The following is a 22,128-nucleotide window of genomic DNA, read 5'->3' on the forward strand; positions in this document are numbered from 1 at the left end:
TTCGTCATTACTTCGCCGGCACCACTTGCACCGGCGCGTTAGGCGTCTCGCCGTACATCGCCGGTTCGTACATCGCCTCGACCCGCGTTGGCGGTGTCGCGAACGTGCCGACGTTGTTCAGCCGCACCGTGTACTCGATCCGATGCTGCCCCTTCGGCAGGTAATCGTAGTAGGCACGGTAGGTGTCCTGCGCGCGCTCCTCGAAAGCGGGCGTGGCGCCTTCGCTCTTCTCGCCTTGCGTGGCGATGACCGAATCGCGTCCAAGCCCGCCACCCAGCACTGTCGCCCCGCCAGGCAGCGGATCGCTCACCACGACCCAGCGCATGTCGGCCTGCGCGTCGATATCCAGACGCACGCGCAATACCGCACCACGCACGAAGCGATCTCCCGAACGATCGGCGACGTCCTGCACTTGAACACTGCGCGTCACGCGATAGCCGGCGGAGAACGGCGCCTTGAGCGGAACGGCGGCCAGGCTCTGGATCGTTGCCCAAGGCTTGCCGGCGCCCGTCTGATCCAGGCGCAATACATCGCGCGCGCTGTCCTTTCCGGCTGCCGCGTTGCTCAACCATGGCAACGAGACGGCCGGCGGCACGGTGCCTGCCTTGAGCTTGTCCCAGTCGACGGTTTGCACGCTGCCGCTCGTCTGGTTGTCGCGCTGCCACTGAATGGCCGTGTGTCCCGTCGGCGTGTCGCGCTCGAATCGTGCCGAGAATCGATCCACGGCCAAACCGCCCCAGACGTTCGCCGTGGTCGTCGACCAGGCCCCGCGCGACTGCAGTCCCAGCAGGCCGATCACGAGACGCGGCATCTCGTCCTTCCATGCCGGGTTCGCGTTCATCAGCAACGCCAGCCGCGCCGCGTTAGTCTCGGGGCCGACCATCAGCCACCAGAGCCCGTCGCTTGCCTGCGTGGAGAAACCCACACGTGTTCCCTGATATGACAGACGCGCCCGCAGGATCTGCTCGGCCTGCGCCATGCGCTCGGCACGCTGTGGCGCGTCGGGCAGGCGCTGCAGGATCGCGTACCAGTCGATGACCGCAGACGTCGGCCAGTCGTTCGGCGCGAGGGTGAGCGAACTCAGCATGCGTGCGCTTGCCCGACCGTACCGGGACAACGCTTCGATGGCGCTCAGCTTGCGCAACGTCAGGTCGTCACGCGGGGCCCAGAAGCGGCGCGTGAGACGCCCTTCGACGAACGCCGTCAGTCCGTCCTCCATGCGTGCCAGCGCGTCGTCCGGCAACGCATAGCCTGGGTCGAGCGCCTTCGCTTCGCTGCTTACGGCCAGCAGATAGGCAGTGAGCGTATCGCTGCCCTGATTCGCAAAACCCTCTTGCGGCGGAAAGTAGCTCGCCAGCCCGTCGTCGTCGAGATACGACGGCAGCGTGCCCATCACCCGTTTCCACTGCGCAGTGTCGCGCATGCCGATCGCCTTCGACGCCAGTTGCTCCAGGCAACCGTACGGATAGACCTCGAACCAGCGCTTCACTCCCGGCAATCCCTGCGACAGACGCGGTTGCAGGCTGATGCGAACCCCGCCGCGCAACTTTCCGGTGCTGTCTGCCACCGCGCCCGCTGGCGGTGCCATGGGCAGCGTCAGACTGCCTTCCACCTGCGTGAGCACCGACTGCTGGACGCTCGCAGGCAACGACGGCTGAATGTCCTGCCCGACCTTGATGGCATCGCTCGCGGCGGGCGCCGTGCCCGTCGCCGGTGCCTGTGCGCTGACTTCCCACAACACGCGTTGGGCACGCGTGTCCGCCAGTCCGGCAGGCGCCGTCACGTCCCACGTCACTTCACGCGATTCGCCGGCCGGCACGTCAACCCGCTGCGGTGCCAGGGTCAGTTGCGTGGCGCGTGCGGTCAACTGCACCTGCATCGCATGTTGCGTGGTATTGCGCACGGTGAATTGGGCACGATACATGTCGCCCTCGCGCACCAGCGGCGGCAAACCCGAGATCAATTGCAGGTCCTGCGTGGTGCGAATGGTCGCGGTCCCGGTGCCGAACCAGCCAAGCGCCTGCGCACCGGGCCTGCCATCATCGGCCACGGCCACGATGCGGAAACTGGACAGCGCGTCGCCCAGCGGCACGTCCACACTCGCCTCGCCCTTGTCGTCGAGCACGACGCGCGGTTGCCAGAGCAGCAGCGTGTCGAACAGCTCGCGCGTCGGACTCTTGCCGCCGCCGCCGCCCGCAGGTACGGCCTTGCGACCGTAGTGGCGGCGTCCGATGATCTCCATCTGCGCGGTGGCCGTCGTCACGCCGTAGCTGCGACGCTGCCACATGGCATCGAGCAGATTCCAGCTGGTGTTCGGCGCCAGCTCCAGCAGCGCCTCGTCGACGGCCGCAACGGCAACCTCGGTGCCGGCCACGACCGGCTTGCCGTCCGGCTGCGTGACTTTGATGCGCACCTTGGCATGACCGCGCACCGGGTACGTCGCCGCGTCCGGCTTTACTTCCACGCCAAGACGCTGCCCCGCCGTGCCCACACGCAACTCGGTCAAGCCGAAGCGATAGGCCGGTTTGCCCAGATCCACCAGCCCCGTCGGGGCCTGATACTCCCGGCCCTCGTACCAAAACGCCCGGAACCATTCCAGCGGCTGCTTCCAGCCCCATTGGAAGAACGAGTACCAGGGCACTTCATGGATTCGACCCCGCACCGCGAGCACCGACACGTAAACGTTGGGGCCCCAGGTGGGTTCGACCTTGAGCGAAATGCTGGGGTCCTTGCCGGAGATCTCCATCGTGCGCGTCTGGATCACGCCTTCGCGCTCGATCGCGACGAGCGCCGTTGCCGAGCGGAACGGCATGCGCACCTGAAGCTTGGCCGTCTCGCCCGGCTCGTAAGCCCGGCGCTCCGGTAGCACATCCATCCGGTCGGTATTGTCACCGCCGAACCAGACCTCGCCGCGTCCCGTCACCCACACGCTCGTTGTCGACGTACTCAGATTGCCCTTGTCGTCCTTGGCCTGTGCCACGAGCGTAATTTCGCCCGGCTGCGAGAGCGAAACGTCGCACGCCAGCAAACCGCGCTCGTCCGTCTTGCCGCTGCACACCGTGCCGAGATCCTTGACCTCGGTGTGGTTGTCGTACGCATAGACCCCCCCCACCATGCGCTTGCGACTGCTGGTGGTCATCCGCGCCTCGGCGCGCACGTCCATCGCCACCCCGGCCTTCGGCTTGCCCTGCAAATCAAGCGCGAGCGCCTTCACCGGAAGCTTGTGGGTCACCGACACCCAGCTCTCGCTGCGCACGCCTGTGATGAGATTCGCGGGCCACAACGTGGCATTGCCCCGAAGCGTCTGAATTTCGCCGTTCGGATCCGCGAAGCTCGCCTCGAGCACGAGATCGCTTGGACGGTCGACCTTGGGCAAGTCCTTGAGCGTCAGATTACCTGCACCGTTTCTGTCGAGCACAAGCCGTTGCTTGTCGGCGACCAGCTTCTGATCACTCGCTCCCGCACTCTCGTCATTGCCCTGATCCCCGTCATCGGCCTCCGACTGCGCCGACGGCGGACGGTACGGCGTGAAGCTGAAATCGTCATACCCGTCGAAGGTCATGTCTCGCACGCGCAACAACGCCGAGACGCGCACCGGCAAGTTGCCCGCCGGGCCACCCGCCACGTAGTTCACCTGCACATTTACCGGGGCTTCGGTCTTGTTGATGAGCGGTGACTTCGCGGCATCGCGCACACCAATCGATCCGGCCAGCACCGGCAGACGGAAAGCCTCCACGCGGAAATGCCCCGCGTCGAGCGATGATGGATACGCCTTCGGACGCGAATCCGCATCCGTGTAGTCGAGCGTCACCGCGTACTCGCCAAGCTTCGCGCCCTGCGGAATCTGGAAAGTGTTTTCGGCGAGCCGTCCATTGCGCCACTTGATGGGCTGCGTGTAGGTTTGTCCGGAACCCTCATGGGTGATCGTCAATTGCGACGGCAGACTCGCGGGCAACACCAGCCCCTGCATCGTTTCCTGACGGATGAAGTGCTTCATCGACACCGTTTCGCCAACGCGGAACAGCACGCGGTCGAATACCGTTTGCGCGCGCACGGTGGGACTGCTGCCACCGTCGGTCGGCACATGAAACCGCCAGGGCTCGATGCCGCGATCCCAGTCGGAAGACACGAACGCCATGTCGGGATCGTTCCCCTGCGTGCGGGCGACCACGAAGTACCCCGAGCGCATCGTCTTCTCGCAGTACCGGTATCGCTCGAGCGACTTGTCGATCTTCGCCACGCCCGTCTTGTCGGTCACGGCGCTCGCCACTTCGCTGCCATCGCAATCGAGCACTCGCACCTTCGCATTGGCCACCGGCTGGCCTTTGTCCAGCGTCGTCACCCACGCAATGGAATTCTCGCGGCCCATCTTGAAATGCACCCCAAGATTGGTGACGAGCACCGTCGTGCGTACGTACATCGGCAACGACTTGCCCAACAGGGCCGCCCCGAGCGATGGCGAGGCCAACTCCACGACATAAAAGCCGGGCTTCTGGAATGGAATGCCGACCACTTCGAACGGGCGCGGATCTTTCTCCTTGGGCACGGGCAGGGTCAACGCCTGGACGCCAGGCCATCCGGACAGCAACGACAGGCTGCGCGTGTCATAACGCGTGATCTTGTCCTCGACGATCACCGCGGCATTCGGCCCGAACGCCACATTGGCCGCCGGGGCCGTAAGAATCGACGGCATCGCCTGCGCAATCTGCTTGCGGGTCATCGTCGTTTCGTCGAATCGGCGCACGCGCGACATCCAGTTCATGACCTCGGCGTCGTCGTCGACCCGCAGTTGCAGGGTGCGCCCGCTCTCGCCGCCCCCGCCGGTCTTCGCGGCCTCGCCAGCCACCCCCAGCCCGTTGATCTGCAGCGCAGGCTCGACCTTGCGCAGCGTGACCGGCAGCATCGGCGGCATGCCGGGCTCGGCAAAGCGCTCCACAATGCCGAACGGCGCGGCCGCGAACTTGGCCAGCGGCGGCATCGTCGCTGTCTTCGTCTTCAACGGGAATTCGCCTGCGTTGTCGAGCGCTCGGCCACTGTCGTCCGTAAATCCTTTCGGCAGCGAGATCGTCAGCTCGGCCTTCTCGGGGAACGGCGCGTTGAAGGTGACATCGCTCACACTGGACGTGCGATCCGAATCGCTGAACGTCGGCGACCGTTCGGCACCCGCGCCATGTAGACGAATCTTGGCCGCCATGTCGCGCGCAACGGGCGAGTTGAACGTCAGACGCAGTGGCCGCAACGGCGTGCAGGGCGCGTTCGCATTCTCGCGCTCGCAACTGAAACTGGCCGTGAACGGTTCACGCACATCGTATTCAAAACGTCGCGCCGTCTTCGTTGGCACGCCCGATGGCGTCGTGATACCCGCGCCCCACACCAGATGCATCTTGGCGCCCGCCGCAAGCGTTCGGTTGCATTGCAGCATGACGACACGCGCTGCCTGCTTCTCCAGACTGAAACGCTTGAGCAACGCCGAACGCGTGCCGCCCTCGATTCCCTTCACGCCGATGCGTTCCCCAACCCCTTCCGTCTCGCACCAGGCGTGTTGAATCACACTGGCGGGCTGCGCCGCGCCATTGAGCGTAAGGATGAAGATCTGGTTTTCGTCGATGGGACCGTACGACGGACGGATGGACGTGACGGCCGGGCCGCCCGTGTTGAACGCGTAACGCGTGGTGCCCGACAGCGCGGCGCCCGAGACGGCGGACAACCCGCCGCGCAGCTCCACCGAGCATTTCGCACCCGGCGGCAGCGACGACTTGAAATCGTAGACCCAGATCTTCGGTTCGAGCCAATGGCCCTCGCCTGCGAGCGACGTGTCGGTGCACTTCACGGCGGCTGGCGCCTGCGCGCGCGGATCGCCCGCCGGCACCATGGCTTCGTCGAACTTCACGACGACCTGGTCCACACTCGCGACCTCGCCTTGCGGACTGACGCTCGTGACGCGCGCCGCCTGCACGGGCGACGCGGCGAACCCACCAAGACACAGCACCGCCCACACCCACGGCGCGGCCGGCCAGACGCGTTGCGTTCGGCTTTGCATGCCGGTCTCCTCCCGAGTTCTGGTCAGGCGATTCTACCCCGCAGTCGTTGGCATTTCGAACCGTTTCCCTTCCCATGCACATCGGGAAACCGCATTTCGGATCGGCCGCTCGACCGAGGCGGAATCTTCTGGGTTGGGTTCCAGGATTCGCCTATGTCACACTGGCACCTTTCCATGTTCGCAACGTGGGCGCGTCATGTCTCTAGCCATTCTCCACCCCAAGAAGAACGCACTGGTCTATCTGGTGAAGATTCTTAGCGGCTCGCTGATCGTCTGGTTCGGCCTGCGGGCGGCAGGCTTTCCAGAGCCTTATTGGGCAATGATCTCGCTCATCATCGTGACCGAACCGGACCCGATGCAGGCGCGCAGCAACTTCAAGGCGCGCTCGATCAACACGATCACCGGGGCCGTCATCGCTTGCATCGTCTTACTCGTCTTCGGGCCCGGGCTGGCGGCCATGCTTGTGGGCATCACGCTGGCCACGCTGGCTGCAATGCTGGTGCAGAACTATCCGGCCAATTGGCGTCTGGGCCCGGCCACCGTGGTCATTCTGATGTCGGCAGCGTTGAGCGGACAGGGGCAAGGGCTGCATCAGGAGCTCAGCCTCGCCATGTTGCGCGTGATCGAAGTGCTGATCGGCTCCACTGTCGCGCTCATTCAGTCGCTAATCTATGGGCGCTACGTGAAGCCCTGGTTGATGCCCACTGACTGAGCCGTCGAACATAAGGCCGCGCAAACGGCTTGCCGTCCGATCCATCGATCGGACAAGCGAACGCCTGCCCCAAGCGCGCAGGGACATGCCGGGACATCCGGCAAAGGGCGGGAAAATAGCGATGCGAGGCGGCGTGGCGCCGCGCCCGCTCAGCGAGACGATTGTCGGTTCGCCAGATAGTGCAGCGGCAGCGCATTGCTGCGCTTGAAAGCGCTGAGCACGATGTTCGAGCGCACGTTCTCCACGCCCGGCACCTGCATCAGCCGCTTCATGACGAAGGCCGACAGGGCATTCAGATCCGGCACCACGATGCGCAGCAGGTAATCCGCCTCGCCAACCACCGCGTGACACTCGAGCACTTCGGGCAACAGATCGATTTCCGCCTGAAAACGTTCGATGACCTGATCGCCATGATGTTGCAGACGCAACGTCGTGAATGCCGTCACGGCCAGACCCAACGCTTCGGGTCGCAGCACCACACGATATCCCTCGATAACGCCTTCAGCCTCGAGCCGCTGCAGGCGGCGGCCTATCTGCGACGCGGAAAGCGCCACGTGCTCCGCTAACTGATGGTGCGTGGCACGCCCCTCCTTCTGCAACGCGTCCAGAAGAGCCAAATCGAAGTGATCCAGAACAAGCATGACGATTCTCCGCAATAATTCACATTTTTATGCGAAATTTATGCAAACGACTTTCACCACAGGCGCATTATGCGCCCATTTCGCATGCCATGCGCACTACACTTTCAATCACTGTCACTGCCTGATTGAGTCGTTCGCATCATGTCCCTTACTGCCATGCTCCGAGAGCAATTCGATGCCGGTCTCACGACCCGGCCCGACTTCACCATTGAACAACCCGTCGATCAATACGGCGCGGTCGATCACGCGGTGTGGCAGCAACTCTACGAACGTCAAACGGCGATGCTGCCGGGCCGGGTCTGCGATGCGTTCATGGACGGCATTCGCGCCCTCGACATGGACGCGCGTCGCGTGCCGGAGTTCGAACACCTGAACGAAAAACTGATGGCGGCGACCGGCTGGCAGGTCGTTGCCGTACCCGGACTCGTGCCGGACGATGTCTTTTTCGAGCATCTCGCAAACCGCCGCTTCCCGGCGACGTGGTGGATGCGCCGTCCCGACCAGCTCGACTACCTGCAAGAGCCCGACTGCTTTCACGACGTCTTCGGTCACGTGCCGCTGCTCGCCAATCCGGTGTTCGCCGATTTCATGCAAGCCTACGGCAAAGCCGGCAAGGTCGCGCAATCGCTGGGGGCACTCCCGTTGCTCGCCCGTCTGTACTGGTACACCGTCGAATTCGGCCTGATGCGCGACGGCGACGGCCTGCGCATCTATGGCGCCGGAATTGTCTCGAGCCGCGGCGAAACCGACTTCTCGCTGACCTCGCGCGCGCCGAATCGGCTCGGATTTTCGCTCGAGCGGGTACTGCGCACGCAATACCGCATCGACACATTCCAGCAGACGTACTTCGTGATCGACGACTTCGCCCAACTGTTCGACGCCATGCGTGCCGACCTGCCCACGCTGTTCAAAACGTTTGCCGAGCAGCCGGCATTCGAGGCCAACGCCCGCCATACCGACGACACACCTATCCTGTTGCCGGCATGATGCACGGTCTGACAGGCCCCGGGTCGCGCCGCGGCCTGTCGCTCGACGCCTCCTGGCGCCCGGTCTTATGTCCCGACCCTTCGCGTTATAGGACAGGGCTCACGCACACGCCCAGCTCGCCTGTGAAACAATAGGTCGCATGAACCGGCAACCCTGCCGCTTCGTGGGCGCTGCGTGCGGCCCAGCCGACAACCCTCCTGACAACCGTACGCAGCCATCACTGACGCCATGCCGACGTCGGTGCATGCCCGTTGGCCCGATTTGCACTGAACGCTTTGAAAGGAATGCCATGACAACACGACTCTCCTCCGAGGCACGCGCCAGCCTGACCGAAGTGCTGCCAGAGTGGCACCAGGTGGTCGGACGCGACGCCATCCAGCGCAGCTTCACATTCCACGACTTCAATGAGGCCTTCGGCTTCATGGCGCAGGTCGCGCTCAAGGCCGAGAAGATGAACCACCATCCAGAGTGGTTCAACGTCTATAACCGGGTAGACATCACCCTCTCGACGCACGACGCCGACGGCCTGACCCAACGCGATGTCGATCTGGCCGTGGCCATCGACCAGTTCGCAGGCGATCGCGCCTCCAACTGACCTGCCGCTGCGCGCTTGCTGCCGCGGGTAACGCCCGACGCGTTCAGCGCTTCGGTGCGAGCAGCGTGCCACGGCACGCCTTGGTACCGCAGTGGCAAGCGTATTCGCGTTTCAGTTTTGCCGTGTAGCGCGCGTCGATCACCAGACCGTAGTCGTAAAACAACTCTTCGCCAGGCTCGATGTCGCGCACGGCATAGATATAGACATGTTCGCCCTCTTCACGCGCTTCGCAGTTGGGCGAGCAGGCGTGGTTGATCCAGCGGGCGTTGTTGCCGTCGACCTTGCCGTCGATGCACCGTCCGTCTTCCAGACTGAAGTAGAAGGTGTGCGTCGGGTGGGCCGGATCGTGAGGATGGCGGCGCAAGGCCTCACGCCACGAAATGATCTCGCCCTTGTACTCGATCACGCGATCCCCTTTCTTGAGACGCTTGAGCGCGTACACCCCCTTACCGTGGACGCCGGACTTCCTGACTTCGATTCTGCGCTTGGCTGCCATCTCTGTGCGATGAGGTTTCGTGGATGCAAAAAAGCGCAGTGTACAGGCAGGCGACACTCATGTGCGTGACAAGCGTCGACGAAAAAAAACGTCACCCGGTACCGAATGACGTTCTCCCCCTGGCTCGCGCCGCCTGCGCGTGACGAATGCCGGTCAGCCGCTCAGGTTTTGCTATACAGCTTCCAGACTTTGCGCTGCATGGCGATGTCGGCGTCCTCATGCGCGTTGCAGTCCAGCGGCAGGCGCGAATCGTCGTACGTCACATTGAAGTGATCGCAGTGGTATTGGCCTTTGCCGCGCGCCGAGACTTCGAAGTGGCTGCACGTCAGGCACATGCGTTGCGATGGTACGTCGCCCCGCTCCTGCATCGTGAAGATCAGCTTGACGAGCGTTCGGTAGAGTTGGGCACATTCCTTCTCGCCCAGCGATTCCGACGCCGTGGTCAGGAAGTTCGGCCATTGCGACGCCTTTTTGGCTGCCGTCTTGCCGCGCGCGGTCAGACGCAGCGCCAGGGCACGACCGTCGTTCGCATCGCGACGCTTCTCGACCAGACCCTTGTTTTCCAACGTGCTTACGGCCTCGCTGACCGTGGCCGATGTGAGTGCGGCATCCTCCGCAATCTCGCCCAATCGCATCGGCACGCCACGCGAGAGCAAGAGCGTCAGAATCTCGCCCTGCGTCGGCGTCAATCCAGCCATTGCCGCGCCCTCCCAGGCGTGGCTCCGTAACGCGGTTCCCATGCGCAACAAACCGGCTGTCACGCGCTTGGGCAGCGCTTCATCTAGTGGGGTCGGAGTAGCCATGATTTTCGTTAGGATTTCTAAAAACTATACGTCAGTAAAACAGCTTGTCAAATGAACTTACGGGCGGTGCATCACACGTCTCGTCATTGCCTTGCATCCATGTCGGCGCCCCGCCCGGGGGAAACCCTAAGCCACTTCCGTGTCGATACGCGACGGCAAGTCGCTGTTGAACCCACCGCCCCACCACGATTCCATTGTGTGTTCTGAGTTTGATTTTGGCGTATCAGTTCTTGTACTGATCTCCCAAATCCTACTCAAGATGTTTACAAAATATTGGTGTCCTGCGCACTCGCTTTGCGAAGGATCAAATTGGGAAAAACATTTCGCATCCCATGCCAATTACGCGGCAGATCGAACAGGCGTCGCCCGCAGCGGCCGTTGGGAACCGCCTCGCATCCCGCACGATCTCCGCGCACATCGGCAAAGCCTCGCCAGACATGGCTCGCAGACCTTAGCGATCCCACCCACGGGCCACCATCGCGGACAACGATCTTGTGAAAATCCACTCGATTTTCGAGACATTTCGGCGCCATCCGACATGCGGCGTGAGCGTACCCGATGCCCTGCGTTTCGTAGCAAACGTCCAACGACATGCGAATCATTTGAAACGCGACCGTAAATCGCCAATCGGCGAGGGAGGTGCTGCGCAGGAAACTGGAGGGAAGTGCGGGGCAACGTGTCCGCAGGAGGCCCCTTCCGGACACGCGAATTGAAGAATTTGACAGTACCAGCGATCTCGCTCGTTACATTCTGCAAAACCAGCATCTTTCACTTCTTGCACCACGCACGCCAAGTCACATTTCAAAGTGGCGAGATTGTATCCGCGAACCGTTCGGCTAACGCAGGAACGTCAAAATTATCCACAAAACCCCGTTTTCGAGGGTGTTCTGCACAATATTTAGGCGCCTGTGGATAACTTTCTGGATAACCTGTCGGACTGGTTGTGCATGGGTTCGGGATAACTCGCGAATCTTTCCACAAGGCCAAAAACTGTTCCGAGTTGTTCTTGGGATACCCGCTGTTTTTCCATCCAGTTCTCATTCGGGCAACTTTCTGTTTACTCAACGTTAACTGTGGTTATCCACAGGAGTGGGCCGCCTTTGTTAACTACTACTATGTATACATACAGTAAACCTATTAAAACCTTAAAACCTTGCTATGGGCGACGCAAAATCGGCAAAACGCGCTCAGCCTGAATCGTGGAAAACGCATCGCTTGCGATGCACAATTCGGCCAACGGCGCCGGCACACGGCGCGTCGTGGGTGGGACTAAGCGGAAACGTTTGCTGCCCGGTAGCGCGTGCTGGACGGTTGCAAAACGTACGGGCAAGAAAAAACCCCGCCAAGGCGGGGTTCCTCACACCGATCGCATAACAACGATCGCGTCCAGAGACCGACGGTACCCAGTCCGGCCCGTCGGCCAAGGCCTCAGTTCATGCGGCCCATCGCAAGCATTGTTGACGAACCATTTCGTTGAGTGACTTGGCTTCCCGGTGGACGTCGCGCAGCCAAACAGCGTCGTTCTTGCCGGATGCGACAAGCTGACGGACTTCTTCGCAGGCTGCTTCGGCCTCCAGCACCGCCGCGTGCGGCTTGATGATCTCCAGCGTCCGCATGATGTGATGCCCCAATGTGGTGCGCTCGCCGGTCTGAGGATCGACGTAAGCCCCTTCCAGCCCAAAGCGGCAAGCTTCGAAGCGATTGAACGTGTAGACGAGGTAGTCGTCCTCGCTCAGCACGAACGGACGCTCCTCGAGCAGATAACGGGCCAGGGACTGGATGTAACAGGCGATAGCGGCCGCGCGGCCGACCGATAAGGGGGTATCCATGACTCGCACTTCGATCGTCCCAAAACCCGGTTTCGGCCGAATATCCCAGTAGAAGTCCTTCATGCTCTCGACGACGCCGGTTTTCACCATCTTGTCGAAGTACGTCTCGAAGTCTTCCCACTTCAGCACGAATGGCGCGCGGCCCGAGAGTGGGAACGCGAACACCGAGTTCAGACGCGCCGAGTGGAAGCCCGTGTCGACACCTTGCACATAGGGCGATGAGGCCGATAGCGCGATGAAGTGCGGGATATAGCGCGACATGGCGTGCAGCAGGTACAAGGCACTGTCCGGATCCGGGCAGCCGATGTGCACGTGCTGGCCAAAGACCGTGAACTGCTTGGCCAGGTAGCCGTATAACTCGGACAGGAAGTGAAAGCGTGGCGAATCGTAGATCGTACGTTCGCTCCAGCGCTGAAAGGCATGGGTGCCGCCGCCGCACAGGCCGACGTTGAGCTGCTCGCTCGCCGCCACCAGCACGTCTCGAACCCGGCCCAGCTGCGCGACGGCATCGCTATGTCGATGGCAGATGTCCGTCGACAGCTCGATCATGCTTTCCGTCATCTCTGGCTTGATCTCGCCCGGGTGTGTCTCCTTGGCCACGAGCCGCATCAGATCGGCGGCGGCTTTGGTCAGATCGTAATCGTGGCGATTGACGATCTGCATCTCCAGCTCCACACCGAAAGTGCACGGCTTCGAGGGAATGAATGCTTCTAATGACATGGTTTAATCCTTCCGTTCACCGACCAGGGCCAACGCCCAATAAACCACCAGCGGCGCGACCAGTTGCAGTGCTGCGACGGTGCACATCACCACGGCCTTGAGCGTCGGGTCGAACTGCGGGTAAATGTCGTACGTGTCGGCAACGAGTACGAACGCGAGACTGGCCATCGGGCACAACGACAACCCGAGCGCGACGGCCTGCTTGTAACTGATCCCCGCCTGATGGGCGACGGCGACCGTGCCCACCACCTTGGCGATGCCGCGCACCACGATGATGGCTGCCGCGGCCAGACCGCCGATCACGACGTATTCCCACCGGAACGCCAGCGACGTCAGCACGAAGAGCACCACCGCAAGCAACCAGCCGGCCGTGCCGAAGTACGCGGGCCAAAGCTGCGGACGCTCATCCAGATTTCGGAAAATGATCCCGGCAAGCAGCAATGTGAGCGAGTTCGGTAACTTGAGCATATGCACCAGCGCGACCATCAGCATGATCAGGCCGATGAGAATCACGAAAGCATGCTGGTCCTGGCTACCGAACTTGCGAAAGATCAGATTGCACGCCTTGGCCAGTACGAACGCCAGCACGATCGAGCCAATGAGCAGGTACAAAGGATGAAACAGGACGACCCACACGCTCGAGTGATACGCCTGGTGCATCCATCCGTAGACAAGCTTCACCGCGACGACCGCGTACACGCTGTTAAGCGCCGCCAGGGCCAGCAAACGCTCCGTTACCTGCCCCTCGGCACGCAGCTCGTTCTTGAGCTGGATCACCACGGCCGGCGAGGTCGCCATGCTGATGGCGGCGATGAGCACTGCGCTCAGCGGCGCCACCCCGAACACCCACAGCACGGCATAGACCGCCACGAAGGTGAGCAAAGCTTCGAGCGCGCTGGTAACGATGATCCAGGGGTTGGCCCGCATCCATTTCAGGTTGAGGCGGCTGCCCAGTTCGAACAGCAACAAACCCAGCGCCAGATCGATCAGCAGCCGGATGGCCGCGCTCGTCTGCGCGTCCAGCATCGAGGAAAGACCCAGGGTACCGCCGACCAGCCCGACCACGGCGTAACCGGTGATCCGCGGCAGGCGCAGTCTCCGGAAACAGATTTCCCCCGCGAGTCCGGCAAAAACCAATGCCAGCCCAGCGAAGAAAACGGGATCGGGCGTCGGCGGCCAGCCCGGAAAGAGGGACAGTTCCGACGTCATTAATGCTCGCTTTGCGCCGCTTGACGGCGCATCAAGTGGTGGAAAGGAAAGAAAGTCGCGCGCGGGGTTGCAGATTAAGAACAAATGCACGACGAACCCGAAGGGTTGGGCCCATTTTGCCACACTCGGTTTCCGACGCTTCCAAACGGGCGTCTCCATGGCAGGAGGTTTGACCTGGCACAAACCCATTTCATCCCGATGCCGAGCGGTGGGGACGGCGCACCTTGGAGGCGGGATATGGCCCTTCAGCCGGGAATTACGGGGGCAAGCCCCGAAGGGGCGCCGCCCCCGCATGGGGCGGGGTTACGACCGCTATAGGGTCAGATTCGATTTATTGAATCCCCGTGTATTTTCGGAGAACGACGGCAGGCGGGCGTGGGCCGCGCGTCATGAAGGAACGTGGGAAACGTCGATGGGAGATAGCGAGGTCGCGGGTCGCGGGGGCGGCGAGCGAAGGATCCGGCCAAGCCCGACGGCGCGCGAAGCCGGCGTGCCTGTTGGGGCACGCGCGTTGTCAGCCTTTGCGCAGCCAGTGCATCAGGTATCGCGCCGGGTCGATGGCGTCGGCCAGATCGCTGCCGACCGGCCACGGTTCGCCCTCGATCTGACTGGCGACCAGCTCCGCGCACAACGACGCGAACACCAGGCCCCGAGAGCCGAACGCGAAGCTGGCATACAGGCCGTCAAGGCGCGGCAGATCTCGGAGATGCCCGCCGCCCAGCTGTTGACGTTGCGTGTCGAGAATGGCCATGTCAGGCAGTTGCCCCGCCATCGGCAGGCGGTCGGGCACCATGGAGCGAAACGCCGTGCGCCCGCCCAATTCGGCGGCGGCGTGCTCGCTCGCCAGCCCACCATCGCCGAGCGTGCTCGCATGGGCTGGCAACAGCGCGGCAAGCCGACGCAGATTGGCCTGGTGATCGGTGACGCGTATGGCCTCGGCCGGGTCGTCGAAGCCGTAGGTCGCACCTGTGATGGGCCCAGTGCCCCCCAGCGACGACGGCGTTACGTAACCGTCTCCGCAGACCGGCACGCGCAGGTCGGTCAACATGTCGGGGGGCAGGAACGTCAATTGCCCGCGCACCCGTTTGACGGGCAAAAACTCGGGCGCGAGGTACGGCGCGAGCAGTTTCTGGGAGCTGTCTGCGGCCGTCACAACGATGGCGTCGGCCTCGGCCAACACGTGACCCGCTTCGTCGATCGCGGTCCAGCGGCCATTGCAGCGTTCGAGCCGTTCCACGTTCACGCCGTAGCGGGCATCGAGCAACGGCCCGGCAGCAACCAATTCGGCCCGGCAGAGCATCGCCGGCGCCAGCCAGCCGCCTTCCGGAAACCAGACGCCGCCGCGCGCGAGCGTTTCGCCGGCAAGCGCCGATGCTTGCGCCGCATCAACCCACTTCGCGTACGTCTGCGGATACCGGTGCGCCGCTATGAGTTGCTGCAACGCGTGCGCCTGATCGTCGTCCGTGGCAACCTGGAGCAAGCCGTCGGCATGCCCGGGCAGTCCACCCGGCAGCGTTCTCCACTGCGAGAGCGCGTACAGAAAGCCCGCCCGCGTCAAGCGAGACAGCACGTTATCGTCAACCGAGAGTTGCGGATGAAAGACCCCCGCCGGGTTGCCCGACGCCGCCGTGCCAGGCGCTTGTGCCCGTTCGAACAGGCGCACCCGCCAGCCGCGGGCGACAAGACGCCGCACCATCGCCGCCCCCGCCATTCCCGCGCCGACCACAATCGCCTCACGGGCGCGCTGCGGGGGCACGGTGGGCGGATCGTAACGCCGCATGCGATAAGGCGGCGCGTAATCGCCCGCAAGCACGTCCGGCTTGCCGCCGTGTCCGGCACGCGGGGCGACTTGGAAACCCGCGCCGATGAGATCACGTCGTACCGCTTCGACGGCGGTATGCGTCGCCAGCGTGGCCCCGTCACGTGCCAGACGGCCAAGCGTCTTGAAGACGTTAGGCGTCCACAGATCGGCGTTTTTTTCAGGCGTGAAACCGTCGAGATAAAACGCGTCCGCGCCGGCTCGCAGCGACGGCATCAGATCGAAGAAGTCGCCGAAACCGACGCTCAGGACCACGCCGGGCGCCGGCTCCAGCCGGTGCCAGCCTGCCACGGGGCCTGGCCAGACGTCGCACAGCTTCTGTACCAGAGGCGCGAGTTGCGTCATGCCGGGCAGAACGAGCATCGCCTCGAGACAATGCCGTAAATCCTGCACCCGGAACGGAAACTTCTCCACCGACACGAAATGCAGCCGCGCGGGCCGTTGCGGATCGTCCCGCCAGGCGGCCCACGTTGCCAGGAAATTCAGACCCAGGCCGAAGCCGGTCTCGACGATCACGAAAGCCTCGCGACCGCGCCAGCGTTCGGGCAGACGGTTGCCGCCCAGAAAGGTATGTCGCACCTGACCGAGCGCGTCGTCGGTGCGGTGATAGGCCTCGTCGAAGACTGCCGAACAGGGGGTGCCGTCCGCGCCGGTCGCCGGTTCTGCCGGCATGATGGGACTGGCGCCTGCGCGACGCTTCATTCGCCGCCCCGCTCTTCTGTCACGATCTCGATGAGTCCCGGTAGCGACACCACGCCCAACCATTCGCCCGCCTCGTTCGCCACGGGTACCCAGTCGACGTGCAGCTTGCCGACGGCGCGCAGCGCGCCGACCAGCGTCATCTCGCCGTCGAGCGCTTTGCACGGCACGATCACCTCCGTCCAGTCAGCGGGTTCGCCGGTGGCCTGCCGCCGCCACCAGCGTGCGGCGTCGAGTGTTCCGACAAAACGGCCGTCCTGGTCGCGGACGACAAGGTTGCGATAGCCGGTGGCGATAAAGCGCTCGCCGAGGGCTTCCGAGGTCATGGCGTCGTTGACGACGGCGTCGTTGTCCGTCGCCAGCGACGACAGGCGCATCTCGCTGCCCTCGCCGGTCATCGACAGCCATCGGCCTGCCACCTGATTGCGGCGCAGCGATTTTGCGTAGACGGAATCCGCGCGTAATGTGTGAGCTGTGATGTAGGCCGTCACGCACGCCAACATCAGCGGCAGCACGACCTGATAACTCAGCGTCATCTCGAAGATCATCAGAATCGACATCAGCGGCGCATAGGTCGTTGCCGCAAGGAACGCTCCCATGCCGACCACGGCGTAGCTGCTCGCCACCGAGGCGGCGGCAGGCGCGAGCGCATTCATCGCGATGCCATAGAGGCTGCCGAGCGCGGCACCGACGAAGAGCGTTGGCGTGAACACGCCACCCACGGCGCCGGAGCCCGCCGACGATGCGGTCGCCAGCACCTTGAACACCAGCACCATTGCGAGCGCTTGCCATGCCCAATGCGTGTGCAGGATCGAGTTGACCACGCTGTAGCCGTTACCCCAGACGTGCGGCACCTTCAGCGACAGTATCCCCACGATGAAGCCGCCAAGTGTGAGGCGCAGGAACAGCGGCACGGGTAGCGCGCTGAAACGATGCTTGGCGGTGTCGAGCAGGCGCAGGAACAGCGGCGCGAGTACGCCGGCGAGAATGCCGAGGCCGACGTAGAAAAAGACTTCCCAGCCGGAAACGAAATCGAAGCGCGGCATCCGGTAGACCGCTTCGTAGCCGAGAAACTGACGGATGACGATGTTCGCGATGACTGAGGCGACGACCAGCGGGCCGAGCGTTGCGGTTGAAATCGAGCCGTAGACGATTTCGGAGATGAACAGCGCGCCCGCGATCGGCGCGTTATACGCCGACGTGATACCGGCCGTCGCCCCGCAAGCGACGAGCAGGCGCAAGCGCTCGGGCGGGAAGGCGAGCATGCGGCCGACGAGCGACGCGAACATTGCGGCGAGTTGCACCATCGGCCCTTCCCGGCCGATCGACGCGCCCGAGGCCACCGAGCACAGCGACGACAAGCTTTTGACCAGGGTCTGGCGCAGGCTCAGCACGCCGGTGCCTATGGCAATGGCTTCCATGTAGTCGTCGGAGCCCTTCTTCGGCACCCACAACGTGGCGAACTGCAGGATCAGCCCGGCGATCAGGCCGCCGGTGGTCGGCAGCAGCAGGCGTTGCCACCAGTTCAGGCCCTGCGCCAGCTCGACCATGCCGCTGCGATGGCCGGCGAGGAGAAATTGCAATCCCGAGAGCGCTTCGCGAAACGCCACGGTGGCCAACGCCCCCAGCAGACCGACGATGCCGGCAAGCAGCAACGTGATTTGCAGGGTATTCGGGGCGAACTGACGCCGCACCCATACAACAATGGGCGATTTCGCCCAGGCAGATACTGCTGACACGGATAAAAGACAGTCGAGATCGGAATTGGGTCTCATGGTATCGAGCGACGCTCATTTTTGAAAGCGCGCCGCTGGACGGCGGGTTAACGCAACAAAACTGAGTAATGCTCAGGAAAGGGGGTTTTGGGCGTTGATGAGGGAGAATTGATCATCCGAATCGAATGTCAGTGTCGCGCGCATCGATTTGCCGATTTCGATTTTTTCAAAGCGATCGCGAGTAGAGGCCGCGACCGACGCGGAGATTATCTGAGCGTTATTCAGATAAAGGTAAATTTCGAGGCTGCAAACGCATTTGAACGGATGCGCGTGACCGTTTCCCGTGACGGTTGCCGCCGACAACGACATCGTCCGAAGGCGGCGCCGCGCGACAAACGGTCGGCGCGGCCGCCCGCCGCTCGATATACCTACCCTGTCGTCGCACCTTCACTCGCAGCGGTGGGGCCGGTGCCGTTCCACCGAAACGCCTGGTGCGGCACGTAAGGCGACGTGTCATTGCACCTGGCCACATTCCACGCGGTGAAATAGAATGGCGCGCAATTGAATTGGATTTGAAAAGTCGTCTACGAATGGCAGTGAACAAAAAAGCCGCACAAAAAACACCCGTGCGCCTGGAAGATCAGTTGGGTTTCGCGCTGTACTCGGCATCGCTTGCCATGACGAAAGCCTATAAGCCGGTGCTCGATAGACTGGGCCTGACGTATTCGCAATACCTGGCGATGCTCGTGCTTTGGGAGCAGGACGACATTGCCGTCAATCAGCTTGGTGCGCGCCTCGGACTCGACTCCGGCACGCTGACGCCGCTGCTGAAACGACTCGAATCCATGGGGCTTTTGACGCGTCGACGAGGCGAAGTGGATGAACGTCAGGTGTTCATCGATCTTACGCCACGAGGGGTGAATCTGCGTCGTGACGCGCGTCAGGTGCCCGCGCAAATACAGGCGGCTACGGGCCAGTCCGATGCCGCGCAAAAGACCTTGCGCACGCTGCTTCTTCAGCTCAAAGACACCCTGAACGACGCTTGATCTCAAGCGAAACGCGCGCTTCCCTTTGGGTAAGCGCGCGTCATTCAATTGTGCGCAATGGTTCGCGCGAACGGGGAAAGATCAGTTGGCTGGGACGAGCGATTCAATGCCATCGATCTTGTCGACGGTGTAGCCGGCATTGCGCCAGGCATCGAGTCCACCGAGCAACGGACGAACTTCCGCGAAGCCCTGCTGACGCAGGCGCTGCGCCAGGCGCGCGGCCGATACTTCATTCGGGCACGCGCAAAACACGACGATGCGGCGATCGCGCGGTACATCTCGCAACTTTTCCTCGATTTCGCTCGGGGCGATGGCCAGCGCTCCGGGGATCGTGAACGGATCGACCGCCCGAAGTGCGGCGGAGCGCACGTCGATCACAACGGGCGTGACGTCGTCTTTCATCCAGCTTTCCAACGTCTGAACGCCAATGCGCGCCATGCGTAGCGAGCGCAGCAGACGGTATCGATTGAGCCAGCGGTTGAGCAGATACAGCGCGAAAACGAGCACGATCAGCCACAGCACGCCGCGGCCGAGCGTGTCGAAGGTGTCGAGCAGGGCGACGATGTGCGAGGCGAAGCCCACGCCGAGCGCCACGGCGACACCCGACCAGACCAAAGCGCCGATTGCGTCGTACATCAAGAACGTGCGCCACGACACCCCCAGCGCACCGGCCATCGGCACCGACAGCGCCGAGAGTCCCGGCACGAAGCGGGCAAACATCAAGACGCGCACGCCGTGGCGGCCCATCGCACCCTCCGTGCGGCTCACACACGTATCGGGCGAGATCGACAGGCGACACATCAGCCGCAAGATATGGTGACCATAGCGGCGTCCGGCGAGAAACCAGAGCGCGTCGCCCAGCAGCGCGGCGCCGATCGCCAACGCGACGATCAGCGGCGCCGGGAACAGCGATGTCGACGCCGTGACAATGAGTGTGGGATAGGCCGGCAACGGCAGCCCCAATGCCTGTCCGAAGATATTCAGAAAGACCAGCCAGAGCCCGTAGCGGGCGATCAGATCGAACAGCATGCAGGATCCCTGTCGGCAAATAGTCGCAATACCGCATGGTAGCGTCCGGCGGTCACAGCCAGAAGCCGCGAAGCGGAGACGTAGTGTTGCTTTTCTGGAACGATTGCGGTGTCGCGTTGCGACGGGGGGTTCGGGGTCGTCACGGGGCGCCCGCGTCAGTGCCCGACCGCCGCCTGGGCCCCGCGCTTCGGTCGAGTCAGCCAGACGAGCACCGCCATGGCGAGAAAGACATATCCCGACAGATGAAAGATGTCGTTCGTCGCCAGCATGAACGATTGACGTGTCACGAGATCGTTGAGCATGCCGAAGTCGGTCCCGTTCGCGAGTCCCAGCCCTTGGCGCAGTTGGTCGAGATAGCTCGTCGTCGCGTTGGAATACGGCGTGAGGTTCTCGGCGAGCCGGGCGTGATGGTAGATCGCCCGGTCCTCCCACAGGGTAGTGCTCACGGCTGTGCCGATAGCGCCCGAGAGCGTGCGGAAGAAGTTCGACAGGCCGGCCGCCGCCGCCAGGCGCTCGTCGGACATGCTCGAGAGCGTGATGGTCGTCATCGGCACGAAGAAGCACGCAATGCCGATGCCCTGGACGAGCCGGGGCTCGATCACCTTCGCGAACGACAGATTCAACGCGAAGTGCGAATTCCAGAACGACACGCCGGCGAACACGACAAACGCGAACGAGGCCACCGCGCGCAGGTTCAGCCGGTTCATGTTCTGGCCGATGATCGGCGAGAGCACCAGCGCCAGCAGGCCCACGGGGGCCGTTGCCAACCCGGCCTTGCCTGCCGTGTAGTCCATCACCGTTTGCAACCACAGCGGGAAGATGACCACCGAGGCGAAGAATGTCATGAAGCCGAACGAGATCACCACGACGCCCAACGCGAAGTTGCGATCCTTGAACAGCGTGAGGTCGACGATGGGCTTGTCGGACGTCAGCTCCCAGATAATCAGGAACGACAGGCAGATGGCCGCGGCGAGCGCGAGCGTGACGATCAAGCCGCTGTTGAACCAGTCGCGGTCCTTGCCGAGGTCGAGCATCATCTGCAACGAACCCACGCCGATAGCAAGCAGCGCGAGACCGATCAGGTCGATGGGCAGCTTCTGGGTCTTCGTCTCATGCCCGCGCAGCAGGACGAAGCAGGACACGGCGGAGAAGATCCCGACCGGCACGTTGATGTAGAAGATCCATGGCCAGGTGTAGTTGTCGGTGATCCATCCGCCCACCACGGGACCGAAGATCGGCGCGACGATCACGGTCATGGCCCACAGGCCGAGTGCAAGACCGCGTTTTTTTTCCGGGAAGCTGCGCAGTAGGATGGTTTGCGAGAGCGGCACCATCGGGCCGGATACGAGCCCCTGCAGCAGCCGGAAGAGGACGAGCGTCTCCATATTGGGCGCCAGACCGCACAACATCGACGCCACGGTGAACGCCGCGACCGACGACACGAACAGCTTCGCCTCCCCAACGCGACGTGCCAGCCACCCGGTGAGAGGCACCGCGATGGCCGCGGCCACCGCGTAAGAGCTGATGACCCATGTGCCCTGGCTGTTCGATACCCCGACGCTGCCTGCAATGGTGGGCACCGCAACGTTCGCGATGGACGTGTCGAGCACCTCCATGAAGGTACCCAGCGCGAGGCCTACCGTGAGAATCGCCAGTCGCGTACCGGTCAACGGCGCGCCCTGCGGCGCTGCGGTGGCGTTTGCGGTGGCTGCGTCGGCCATGTGAAGTGTCTCCGTGGAATGCTGGCCGGGTCGCAGCGACTCGGGCCAATGTGATTCCCGGATGGTG

14 protein-coding genes are annotated in these 22,128 nt (G+C 63.1%); 4 read left to right on the forward strand and 10 right to left on the reverse strand.

Going from position 1 to position 22,128, the window contains the following annotated elements; translation table 11 throughout:
* Positions 1-7 precede the first annotated feature (7 nt).
* Positions 8-6,040, reverse strand: coding sequence for an alpha-2-macroglobulin family protein (locus OYT13_RS24725; protein WP_268567082.1), 6,033 nt, complete (start codon positions 6,038-6,040; stop codon positions 8-10).
* A gap of 196 nt (positions 6,041-6,236) precedes the next feature.
* On the opposite strand from OYT13_RS24725, the gene OYT13_RS24730 reads away from it, so the two are divergent.
* The gene (locus OYT13_RS24730) at positions 6,237-6,752 is read left to right on the forward strand and encodes an FUSC family protein (RefSeq protein WP_017233862.1); all 516 of its coding nucleotides are present in this window, start codon (positions 6,237-6,239) and stop codon (positions 6,750-6,752) included.
* Between the two features lie 149 nt (positions 6,753-6,901).
* Here OYT13_RS24730 and OYT13_RS24735 read toward each other — a convergent pair whose 3' ends face one another.
* Positions 6,902-7,393, reverse strand: coding sequence for an Lrp/AsnC family transcriptional regulator (locus tag OYT13_RS24735; RefSeq protein ID WP_017233863.1), 492 nt, complete (start codon positions 7,391-7,393; stop codon positions 6,902-6,904).
* Between the two features lie 141 nt (positions 7,394-7,534).
* Here OYT13_RS24735 and phhA point away from each other — a divergent pair, with 141 nt between their 5' ends.
* Together phhA and OYT13_RS24745 are read left to right on the forward strand one after the other, a co-directional pair.
* Positions 7,535-8,380, forward strand: coding sequence for a phenylalanine 4-monooxygenase (gene phhA / locus OYT13_RS24740; protein WP_051060174.1), 846 nt, complete (start codon positions 7,535-7,537; stop codon positions 8,378-8,380).
* A gap of 289 nt (positions 8,381-8,669) precedes the next feature.
* On the forward strand, positions 8,670-8,975 hold the full coding sequence (locus OYT13_RS24745) for a 4a-hydroxytetrahydrobiopterin dehydratase (protein ID WP_017233865.1): 306 nt from the start codon (positions 8,670-8,672) through the stop codon (positions 8,973-8,975).
* Between the two features lie 43 nt (positions 8,976-9,018).
* Here OYT13_RS24745 and OYT13_RS24750 read toward each other — a convergent pair whose 3' ends face one another.
* The 6 genes from OYT13_RS24750 to OYT13_RS24775 form a co-directional block, all read right to left on the reverse strand.
* Positions 9,019-9,471 (reverse strand): SET domain-containing protein, encoded by a 453-nt coding sequence (locus OYT13_RS24750; protein WP_017233866.1) that lies wholly within the window; start codon positions 9,469-9,471, stop codon positions 9,019-9,021.
* A gap of 161 nt (positions 9,472-9,632) precedes the next feature.
* Positions 9,633-10,274: a MarR family winged helix-turn-helix transcriptional regulator gene (locus OYT13_RS24755; protein WP_261939539.1), complete on the reverse strand. Its 642-nt coding sequence runs from the start codon at positions 10,272-10,274 to the stop codon at positions 9,633-9,635.
* A gap of 1,433 nt (positions 10,275-11,707) precedes the next feature.
* Complete coding sequence (locus OYT13_RS24760) at positions 11,708-12,823, reverse strand: YbdK family carboxylate-amine ligase (RefSeq protein ID WP_268567083.1); 1,116 nt, start codon at positions 12,821-12,823, stop codon at positions 11,708-11,710.
* A 3-nt stretch (positions 12,824-12,826) separates the two neighbouring features.
* Positions 12,827-14,032 (reverse strand): cation:proton antiporter, encoded by a 1,206-nt coding sequence (locus OYT13_RS24765; protein WP_017233869.1) that lies wholly within the window; start codon positions 14,030-14,032, stop codon positions 12,827-12,829.
* A gap of 514 nt (positions 14,033-14,546) precedes the next feature.
* Complete coding sequence (mnmC, locus tag OYT13_RS24770) at positions 14,547-16,553, reverse strand: bifunctional tRNA (5-methylaminomethyl-2-thiouridine)(34)-methyltransferase MnmD/FAD-dependent 5-carboxymethylaminomethyl-2-thiouridine(34) oxidoreductase MnmC (RefSeq protein WP_268567084.1); 2,007 nt, start codon at positions 16,551-16,553, stop codon at positions 14,547-14,549.
* Positions 16,550-18,325 carry a ClcB-like voltage-gated chloride channel protein gene (locus OYT13_RS24775; RefSeq protein ID WP_442796444.1) on the reverse strand — a complete coding sequence of 592 codons (1,776 nt, stop codon included), beginning with the start codon at positions 18,323-18,325 and terminating at the stop codon, positions 16,550-16,552. Before OYT13_RS24775 ends, mnmC begins: the two co-directional genes overlap by 4 nt.
* A 530-nt stretch (positions 18,326-18,855) precedes the next feature.
* Here OYT13_RS24775 and OYT13_RS24780 point away from each other — a divergent pair.
* The gene (locus tag OYT13_RS24780; protein WP_261939822.1) at positions 18,856-19,311 is read left to right on the forward strand and encodes a MarR family winged helix-turn-helix transcriptional regulator; all 456 of its coding nucleotides are present in this window, start codon (positions 18,856-18,858) and stop codon (positions 19,309-19,311) included.
* Between the two features lie 81 nt (positions 19,312-19,392).
* Here OYT13_RS24780 and OYT13_RS24785 read toward each other — a convergent pair whose 3' ends face one another.
* Positions 19,393-20,340 carry a DedA family protein/thiosulfate sulfurtransferase GlpE gene (locus OYT13_RS24785; RefSeq protein ID WP_268567085.1) on the reverse strand — a complete coding sequence of 316 codons (948 nt, stop codon included), beginning with the start codon at positions 20,338-20,340 and terminating at the stop codon, positions 19,393-19,395.
* Positions 20,341-20,495: 155 nt separating this feature from the next.
* The gene (locus tag OYT13_RS24790; RefSeq protein ID WP_017233875.1) at positions 20,496-22,061 is read right to left on the reverse strand and encodes a DHA2 family efflux MFS transporter permease subunit; all 1,566 of its coding nucleotides are present in this window, start codon (positions 22,059-22,061) and stop codon (positions 20,496-20,498) included.
* Positions 22,062-22,128: the final 67 nt, after the last annotated feature.

Origin of the sequence: Pandoraea sp. XJJ-1, assembly GCF_026802345.1 — a bacterium.
Classification (GTDB): Bacteria; Pseudomonadota; Gammaproteobacteria; order Burkholderiales; family Burkholderiaceae; genus Pandoraea; species Pandoraea cepalis.